This is a genomic window from Ideonella aquatica (assembly GCF_018069755.1).
Classification (GTDB): Bacteria; Pseudomonadota; Gammaproteobacteria; order Burkholderiales; family Burkholderiaceae_C; genus Ideonella; species Ideonella aquatica.
Window position 1 is genome coordinate 1 of sequence record NZ_JAGQDE010000052.1, and the last position, 6,624, is coordinate 6,624.

8 protein-coding genes and 1 pseudogene are annotated in these 6,624 nt (G+C 61.4%); 6 read left to right on the forward strand and 3 right to left on the reverse strand.

Annotated features, from left to right (window positions below):
• Positions 1-176: 176 nt before the first annotated feature.
• The 3 genes from KAK06_RS23875 to KAK06_RS23885 are packed head-to-tail and all read left to right on the forward strand — an operon-like array spanning position 177 to position 2,786.
• Positions 177-1,541, forward strand: a complete 1,365-nt coding sequence (locus tag KAK06_RS23875) for an adenylosuccinate synthetase (RefSeq protein WP_210804680.1) — start codon at positions 177-179, stop codon at positions 1,539-1,541.
• Positions 1,542-1,547: 6 nt separating this feature from the next.
• Positions 1,548-2,201: a DUF7002 family protein gene (locus KAK06_RS23880; protein WP_375140911.1), complete on the forward strand. Its 654-nt coding sequence runs from the start codon at positions 1,548-1,550 to the stop codon at positions 2,199-2,201.
• A 3-nt stretch (positions 2,202-2,204) separates the two neighbouring features.
• Positions 2,205-2,786 (forward strand): AAA family ATPase, encoded by a 582-nt coding sequence (locus tag KAK06_RS23885; RefSeq protein WP_375140912.1) that lies wholly within the window; start codon positions 2,205-2,207, stop codon positions 2,784-2,786.
• Between the two features lie 35 nt (positions 2,787-2,821).
• Here the strand turns inward: KAK06_RS23885 and KAK06_RS23890 are convergent, their stop codons facing one another.
• Genes KAK06_RS23890 through KAK06_RS23900 form a run of 3 tightly spaced genes read right to left on the reverse strand, consistent with a single transcriptional unit; the run spans position 2,822 to position 4,631 of the window.
• Complete coding sequence (locus tag KAK06_RS23890; protein WP_210804682.1) at positions 2,822-3,661, reverse strand: ImmA/IrrE family metallo-endopeptidase; 840 nt, start codon at positions 3,659-3,661, stop codon at positions 2,822-2,824.
• Positions 3,661-4,050 (reverse strand): hypothetical protein, encoded by a 390-nt coding sequence (locus KAK06_RS23895; RefSeq protein ID WP_210804683.1) that lies wholly within the window; start codon positions 4,048-4,050, stop codon positions 3,661-3,663. The genes KAK06_RS23890 and KAK06_RS23895 overlap by 1 nt, the downstream gene beginning before the upstream one ends.
• Complete coding sequence (locus tag KAK06_RS23900; RefSeq protein WP_210804684.1) at positions 4,047-4,631, reverse strand: RNA polymerase sigma factor; 585 nt, start codon at positions 4,629-4,631, stop codon at positions 4,047-4,049. Before KAK06_RS23900 ends, KAK06_RS23895 begins: the two co-directional genes overlap by 4 nt.
• Before the next feature lie 165 nt (positions 4,632-4,796).
• Between KAK06_RS23900 and KAK06_RS23905 the strand changes: the two genes are divergently transcribed.
• The 3 genes and pseudogenes from KAK06_RS23905 to KAK06_RS23915 all read left to right on the forward strand — a co-directional run.
• Positions 4,797-5,738, forward strand: coding sequence for a hypothetical protein (locus KAK06_RS23905; RefSeq protein ID WP_210804685.1), 942 nt, complete (start codon positions 4,797-4,799; stop codon positions 5,736-5,738).
• Between the two features lie 154 nt (positions 5,739-5,892).
• On the forward strand, positions 5,893-6,087 hold the full coding sequence (locus tag KAK06_RS23910) for a hypothetical protein (RefSeq protein ID WP_210804686.1): 195 nt from the start codon (positions 5,893-5,895) through the stop codon (positions 6,085-6,087).
• Positions 6,088-6,221: 134 nt separating this feature from the next.
• Positions 6,222-6,503: pseudogene (locus tag KAK06_RS23915) on the forward strand (transposase); the annotation flags it as partial.
• Positions 6,504-6,624 lie beyond the last annotated feature (121 nt).

Genomic DNA, 6,624 nt, shown 5'->3' on the forward strand with positions numbered 1-6,624 from the left:
GGCGCCATCCAGTGAACGTGCCGAACCTGCAATCCCCATAGGCCGACGCGTCAAATCAACGCCCGTGGCATGCGCCGCGGTTTCCTCCCTCGAGGCTTGTGCGACACCTGCCCTCAGGTCAGCATCGGCTCGATGCGCCGCCGCCTGCGCGGGCAGGTATCCCACAACCCTAAACAATGGTGGTCGTCGACTCTGTCCGCCTTGAGGCCCAGATTCAGGCTATCCGGCATAGTGGCTGGCAAGTGACTCACGTTCACCTAACTGCGGCGCAGGAAGTGCTTGCCAAGCGGTATGGGAAGCGGCGTAACAAGGCAAGGGAGCTCGGCTCCTATGCGGCGCTATCTGAGAGCGAGACCGAGCGTAACGTCGAGGAGCTGGGAAAGACCGCGGACGTTGTCATCAATACGGACAGATGCAACCTTGACGACGTCTACGCTCGGGTCGCTTCGCGCTTAGAGACGCGACCAGTCACTGCGGCTCCACTGGTCGACGTGTTGATTGGCGGTCAATACGGGAGCGAAGGCAAGGGAAACATCGTTCATTTCCTTGCGCCCGAGTACGACGTGCTCGTGCGAGTTGGTGGACCCAATGCGGGACACAAAGTCTGGCAGCGCGGGGGAGAGGCGTTCACCTTCCATCAGGTTCCATCAGGGGCGATTGCAAACCCGAGTGCCAAGCTCATTATTGGTGCTGGTGCGGTTGTCAGCCTCACCGTCTTGAGAACAGAGATTGCAAAACTTGGCCTGGACATCAATAGGTTGATGATTGACCCACGGGCGATGGTCATTGAGGATGAGGATGTTGCCTGGGAGAACGCCCAGTTGCGCAACGAGATTGCATCGACTGCGCAGGGTGTCGGCAAGGCGACCGCTCGCAAAATCATGCACCGCTATCCGAACAGCGATGTGCGCCTTGTTAAGGACGTCCCTGCGCTCGAACACTATGTCGGCGATACGATTGAGTTTTTCGCGCAGTGCTTGTCGGAGGGCAAGCGCATCATGCTCGAAGGCACTCAGGGCACATCGCTGGGCATCCACCACGGGCCGTATCCGCACGTGACCTCGCGGGTCACCAGCGCGCCAGGCTGCCTCGCTGAGGCGGGCTTGTCTGCGCGTCATGTGCGCAAGGTCGTGATGGTGTGTCGCACCTACCCGATTCGCGTGGGCGACACCGACACCGGCAAGACCTCTGGGCCCATGAGCGCGCCCATCAATTTGAAAGTCATCCACCAGCGCTCGCGCATTCCCCTCAAGGAGCTTGAGAGGACAGAGCGCACGTCGACGACAAACAGGCCTCGTCGTATCGCCGAGTTCGATTGGGCGCAGCTTCGGCGGTCGTTGCTCCTGAACGGTCCCACCGATATAGCGCTCACGTTTGCGGACTATTTGGGCGTGGAAAACCGCGAAGCCTACCGATACGAGCAGCTGAACGAAGAGACCCTTCGCTTCGTTGAGGAAGTCGAAAAGGTTTCCGGCGTGCCCGTCTCTCTCATTTCTACCGCGTTCAATGACCGTAACGTCATCGACCGGCGTCTTTGGTAGCCACTCGTGACTCCTGAACAACTTATCGCACTCTATCCGCGCGTCTATCACATGGCGGAAGCAGGCAGTTGGCCCAGTATCCGTGAGCACGGGTTGCTCAGCTCCAATGAGGTGACTCGGCTATCGGGCGCTACTGACCCAGCGGCAACGCATCTGCGTCGTGGGCATCGTGCTCAGAAGGTGCCCGTGGACGTGCCTGGCATCGGAACAATCGTATTGCGTGACCAAATTCCGATGGAGCCCGCACGCATTCAGCGGGCCCTTCCAGAAGGCGTATCGGCTGCCGACTGGTACGAGCTCATCAACGAGCGCGTTTTCTTCTGGACGGCTGAGGAACGCTTGCACCGTCTGCTAAACGGCCGGCAATATGGCCACCTCGAACACGACGTCTTGACTCTCAACACGGCTTCGCTCGTTGCCGCCCACGGCGACCGGATTCGCCTTTGCCACATGAACTCTGGCAACACATTTCCGGCCATGACCAGACGTGGCCCGGAAATCTTCAAGGAGCTGGCTGCCTACGAGATGAACACCCGCGGCCATCCTCGCAAACCTGTTGTGGAACTAACTGTGTTGCAAGGCGTGCCGGATATCGCTGCTCACGTCGTTGACGTTCGCAGGATGCGCGGCGAGGTTGTGTTGCGGCAGATTCCTCGGTGAAGCATGAGCGCTGGTGCGGGAGGCGACCGAGTGGTTCTCTTGCTCAGCGGACCAGTGGCGGTCGGAAAGTCGAGCGTAGCCACAGAGCTTGTGGCGGCGTTTGATTTCGAACGTGTGAGGTCTGGCGCGTTTCTACAGAGGCGAGCCGTGGAACTCCATCGGGCGTCTGACCGCGCAGGCCTGCAAGCGCTCGGCGACGAACTCGATGAGGCCACCGACTACCGTTGGCTGGTCGATGAAGTGGCACTCCCGACCTTGCGGGAGCGAGCTGACCAGCAGAGGTGGCTCATCGACGCTGTTCGCAAACAGCAGCAGGTTGAGCATTTCAGGCGAGCCATTTCGGGCTCGGTGTTCCATGTTCATCTCGACGCATCGGAGTGCACGCTGCGGGCGAGATTCGAAAGCCGCATGCTCGCTGGGGAGGAATATTTGGGAGCAACGCCGTATGACATGGCGATACAGCATCCGAACGAGGTGGCTTCCCGTGGGTTGAGGGACGTCGCGGACGCCATAGTGTTCGTCGAAGGCAAGACTGCGGCTGAAGTGGCAGCGGAGATTGCGGGCGTACTCACCACGCCTGGCTAGCTCTCGCTCGGTTGCGGTTCCTTGGCCGTCGTCACCTACTTCGAGTACGCACCACGCTTTGAGACGTACGAGCCGCGGGCGTCGTACTTCCGGCCGGCATCCCAATCAGGGCGAACGTAGAGCATGTCGGACTGCAGGTAGATGAGAACAAGCGCAGTTCCGGCGGTGCTGGCAATGCACTGTTCCCGAACTTCGTACTTTTCAGCGTCATCGTTCTGGAACCATGCATCGGCCGATTGCTTTCCGAGGCCGCGGCACTCCTTCCCGTGGTTAAGGAAGTCGTACGTGAACGAGTCCTCGTCGAGCTTGTCGTTGAGAATCCAACGCCGCGGAACATCGGCCGCAGGTATGGCCCAGCGTCGCCCACCCTTGTCGTAGCAAGCGACGATAACCGGCAGCGTGTTGATGCCAGCCAACCGCAAGGACGTGGCCATGATGCTAGTGTCGAACTCACCCGCCAATTTGGTGAGCTGCTGAAACGTAGGCTGCCCGAGCTGTGCGACCAGCGGATTGAAGATGGGGCGTGGCATCAGCAGATGGGCGGCGAACGCATCGGCCTCCTTCTCGAACGCCTTGTTCGACGCGAGGTTTGCGCTCGGGTCATCAACACGACACTGGAAGGAGCGGCCTCTGTGAAGGTGCCAGTGTCCAAGCTCGTGTGCCACCGAAAAGCGTTCCCGGCCGCGCACGCCAGACGGATTGATGGTCGCAATGGCACGGTCCTCGAAGCCTGCCAGCGAGGCTTCGCAACCCGTCATTTCCTCGTAGACGACTTCAACACCTGAATCAAAGGCAATCGCCTCGACGTCGAGCTCGCCGGGAGTGCTGATGCCTAGCTCTGAGACAAGTGCCTCAGCGCGTTCGCCGGGAGTCATCACTTCATTGTTCCATCGTCGCCTGGTTGCAGAGACCTGAGCTTTGCGTACAACTTGATGGCCTCGTCGTCCGATAGGTCGCCAAGGTTACGTGCAGCCACGGTAAATCTCACGTCGTTGGATGCCTGAGCAATGAACCGACGAGCTTCCGCGGCGGACACGACTGGGGCATCTGCGTGCGGTCGAGACTTCAGGTTCGCGTAGCCAGCTCGAGCTGCAGCCATCCTTGAGCGGCCAGCGGCAGCTTTGGCCGATTGAAGCAGCCGCAGGCCGTTTGCCTGAACCGCCGCTGGATCGTGCCCTTCCAGCAAGTGCTCGTCGGGCGTCGCAATGAGTTCATCGGTCAAGGCGTCGATGAAGGTATCAAATTCGTTCTTTGGCTTGGTCATTTCGGTCTCCGGTCGGGGTCCAGCGCTGCCAACCTGCGCAGCAACCTGTTTCGAGCGGCGTCATATTTCTTCGCGTCCCAGCCCAATGCCTCTCTCGCCTCGGCACCGCGCAGGCCGTCGGCCCACACCATAACGAGGTACTCCAGTTCCTGGTCGCCGCCAAGCGCCGCGTAGACGGCGGCCATCTGCTGCTTGCCGGAAACTTCGTCTTCCGGCGTCACGGTGGCCTGGCCATGGGCCACCGGCGTTTTATCGGCTTCCTCAGCCTCGAAGGGTTCGACGACCACGTTCTCGTCGATGGGGCTGGCCTTGTTGTGCTTGCGAGTGTTGCTGGCCACGCTGCGCATCGCGGTCTTGAGCACCACGAGCGGGTGCAGGCCACCCGGCCAGCTGCGGGTACCGGCCACCAAGCTGGTCAGGGTCTCTTGCAGCAGGTCCATCGGCATCCACCCGGTCAGACCGCCGCAAAAGCTGGCGGCGATGTGCTCCGCACGCTTCCAGTCGGCTGCGCTGAAGGCGCTGATGGTGGCCTCGACCTCGGCGGGCGTCAGGGGTTTTGGGGGTTCGGGAATCGCAGACATAGACGGGGCCTCCCTCCCTGGGACTCTCCAGCAAGCGGCCGTGGACACCAAGCGACGAAAAATATTTTTTGATGCCGGCGTCCACGGCGCCGTTCTCGGGAGTCCTTCTGGGTAAGGGGACGGTTCTGCGCCATCCCCCCCAACAGCCTAAAAGGAGTCCTAAACATGCAGATTAACCGTAAAACCCGCAACATCTCCAAGTACCTGAAGCATCTCCAGCCGTCCGAGCTGTACGTGCTCGGTCTGGCCGTCCACCCCGGCGTCGAAGGCCGCCTCGCGGCGCTCGGCTTCGATAGCCCGCTCGTGCCCGGTCAGCGCCTGCTGGCGCCGGCTCGAAGGGGGCCTGCGTCCCGCCGCAACGCTGAAGGCTACGACATCATCCACCGTGACCAGCCCATGGAGACTTCCTACCGCCAGGTCGTCTGGCGCTGGACCCAGTTCGCCGGTCGCCAAACCGAAGAGATGGAAAAGCTGGTGGACGTGCCCTACCAGCGCTACCCGCGCACTCACGTTCCGCCCTACAGCTTCGAGCTGGAAGTCAAGGTACGCGGTGATGGCCAGGTCTACGTGGTCGCCGGCCCGTTCTCGAACGACGAGGCCAGCGTTGTCGTCGCCACGAACACCGCTAACATGATGCGGGAAGCCCTCGGCGGCTTCGAGGTTCTGGACAAGGACCCGACCAACTGGGTCAGCGCCCCGGTGCGACGCCTTTACTGGCAGCTGCTGCCGCCCGGCAAGAACCCGTGGCAGTCGGCGGTTCCGGCGCTCGAGCAGATGGTCGAGCGTGCTCCTGCCGGCAACCAGGGTGTGCTGCGAGCTCGCATGTCCGCGGTGGGCGAAAAGAAGCCCGACTTCGTGGCCATCGGCGTCGGTGGCTTCGAGGGCTACTGCGTTTTCGGTTTCGTCGAGCAGGGGCTGTGCGTCCTCGAATGCCCGCAGGTCAATAACGCCACCTACGTGCTGCCGATGGAGTCGTGGGAGACGGTGTCCCAGATGTCGAAGGCGGAAATCCTGGATGCCCGGGCGCACAAGGCTCGCATCGTCCATACGCGCGCCTGGTTCGACGCGCTCGATGCGGTTCTCGACGCCGGCCGCAAGGCTGCGTGACGGCCGCTCGAGGGGCGGCTCCGGCATCGCAAAGTACGCCCCAGACCCCACCTATCCATCCGCCGGTGAGCGTGACGGTGCCCGTTGTTAGGGCACCGTCACGAGATTGTCGCTAGGTCATTTGATGAGCTACCGATTGCACTAGGGTTGTCCGATGAGTTCACCGTTGTATAGCCTCAACCGCCTCGCGGCCATCTACGCCACCGCCTACGACTACGAGGAGCCCACGCTCGCATTCGAGGCTGCAATCGGCCAAGGCAGGCTTCTCTTCATGATGTTCTTCTCCGACGAGGACAACCGCCGTCGAGCTCAGCACTTGAGCCAGACTAGAGATTGGTCTATCGCTTGAGCTGAGATGTCATGGCTGCGCCGGACTCGGACTTCAGATGGGCGGCTGCTTTGCAGCGAGGCTGTGTGAAAACCCGGCTTGGCAGAAGCGATCGATTGCCTAGAGTCGTGGACATATCGACTGCGGGAGCCGGTATGCCGAGGTTCATCGAAGGCGAGGACCGATACCAGGTCACGCTGCTTCCCGAGTCCCTCGATGACTTCATCGCTGCGGACAACCCGGTGAGAGTGATCGACGCGTTCGTCGATGAACTCGACCTCGAAGTCCTCGGCTTCGAGGGGGCGAGACCGGCGTTGACGGGTAGGCCGTCGTATCACCCGGCCGTTCTGCTGAAGATCTACATCTATGGCTACCTCAACCGGCTGCAGTCGAGCCGACGTCTCGAGCGCGAGTGCTATCGAAACGTCGAGCTATTGAGCCGGCATCAAAGTGTTGAACTCAAGCCGCATACCGAACCGGCTCATGCTCGAAGTAGCTCTTGATCCGCTCGGGCTGCCTCTGCACGCTGCGCAGGTGGCGCGCCGCGGCCTTCACAAG

What these genes read in the sequence shown, in the direction of transcription:
- KAK06_RS23900 (WP_210804684.1), bottom strand. Translation starts at nt 4,631, where the DNA reads ATGTCTGCGATTCCCGAACCCCCAAAACCCCTGACGCCCGCCGAGGTC.
- KAK06_RS23905 (WP_210804685.1), top strand. Translation starts at nt 4,797, where the DNA reads ATGCAGATTAACCGTAAAACCCGCAACATCTCCAAGTACCTGAAGCAT.
- KAK06_RS23910 (WP_210804686.1), top strand. Translation starts at nt 5,893, where the DNA reads ATGAGTTCACCGTTGTATAGCCTCAACCGCCTCGCGGCCATCTACGCC.
- KAK06_RS23885 (WP_375140912.1), top strand. Translation starts at nt 2,205, where the DNA reads ATGAGCGCTGGTGCGGGAGGCGACCGAGTGGTTCTCTTGCTCAGCGGA.
- KAK06_RS23890 (WP_210804682.1), bottom strand. Translation starts at nt 3,661, where the DNA reads ATGACTCCCGGCGAACGCGCTGAGGCACTTGTCTCAGAGCTAGGCATC.
- KAK06_RS23895 (WP_210804683.1), bottom strand. Translation starts at nt 4,050, where the DNA reads ATGACCAAGCCAAAGAACGAATTTGATACCTTCATCGACGCCTTGACC.
- KAK06_RS23875 (WP_210804680.1), top strand. Translation starts at nt 177, where the DNA reads ATGGTGGTCGTCGACTCTGTCCGCCTTGAGGCCCAGATTCAGGCTATC.